We start from the raw sequence: 1,063 nt of genomic DNA, 5'->3' as shown, positions 1-1,063 counted from the left end.
CCTCGCAGAAAACCCGCCGATCCGACTGCACCGGCCCGTTGACCCACAGCGACACCGTAAAGTCCGGATGATTGTAAATGGGCAGATCGTCGCCCGGATTGTGAATCCGTTCCAACCCCTGCCGGGCCGCCCCGTCCAACTGAAACGCCCGACCCCACCGGCCGCTGACCAGATTGCCGGCCCCCAGGTTCACCAGCGTCAGGTCATAGCCGCTGACCAGATCCGGCGTCTTGTTGCCCACCACCGTGTCCAGCGGCCAGTATGCGATCAGCGCGTTGGTCAGATTCGGCCCCGGCAGCACCGCCAACTCCAGCCGCGCCACCGCACTGGTCGCACTGCCCAGCGGAGTCGACACCACCACCGTGTACCCGCCCGCATCCTCCTGCGTCAGCGCCGGCAACACCAGCCCCGGCCCCGTCTGCCCCGGCAACGGCTGCCCGTCCTTGTACCACTGCCACGTCAGAGGCTCCGCCCCGTAGAGCTGCGCCCTGAACGTCCAGCTCTCCCCCACGTACAAATTGGTGCCCAGGGGCGGATCCACCCGGACCATCGGCGCTCCCCCCACCACCCCCAGCAGATAGTCCACCGCATTCAAAAACATCCGCTCCCCCTCCGGCAACAGGTCAAACACACCGGCCCCGTTGGAAGGCACACCCCCGGCCTCCCGGCTGCCCGTCAAAAACACCAGCCGCCTGGCCCCCAGGACCTCACCCCGCCCGTTGCCCGACACCAGCCCCGGCACAAACTCGGCAATCACCAGCACATTGTTGCCCGCATCCCCCGGCGTGCTCACCACCGCAATCGGACCCGCCCCCTCAATCAACGGATTGCTGCACAGCGAAATGCCATTCTGCAGGATCGTCTCCCCCGTCTGGGCGTTGGTGTGAAGGATCCGCCGCGCATACGGATTGACCATCACACCGTTGGCGTCCAGCACAACCCCGTTGAAGATCGGATGAGCCGGCACCACCGCCCGCAAAAACAGGTTGGTGCTGGTCGTGTCCACCATCGTCTCGCCCGTGGTCAGCCCCAAACGCGAACCACCCCCGGTCCCGCCCCGGAT

The 1,063-nt window shown here is 66.4% G+C and carries 1 protein-coding gene; it reads right to left on the bottom strand.

The window, feature by feature from the left end; genetic code table 11:
• A partial coding sequence (locus G4L39_RS12990) for an immunoglobulin domain-containing protein (protein ID WP_165108773.1) occupies nucleotides 1-1,063 on the bottom strand: 1,063 nt, incomplete at both ends.

Origin of the sequence: Limisphaera ngatamarikiensis, assembly GCF_011044775.1 — a bacterium.
In the GTDB taxonomy this organism is placed as follows: domain Bacteria; phylum Verrucomicrobiota; class Verrucomicrobiia; order Limisphaerales; family Limisphaeraceae; genus Limisphaera; species Limisphaera ngatamarikiensis.
This window is presented reverse-complemented; position numbering and strand designations above follow the sequence as displayed.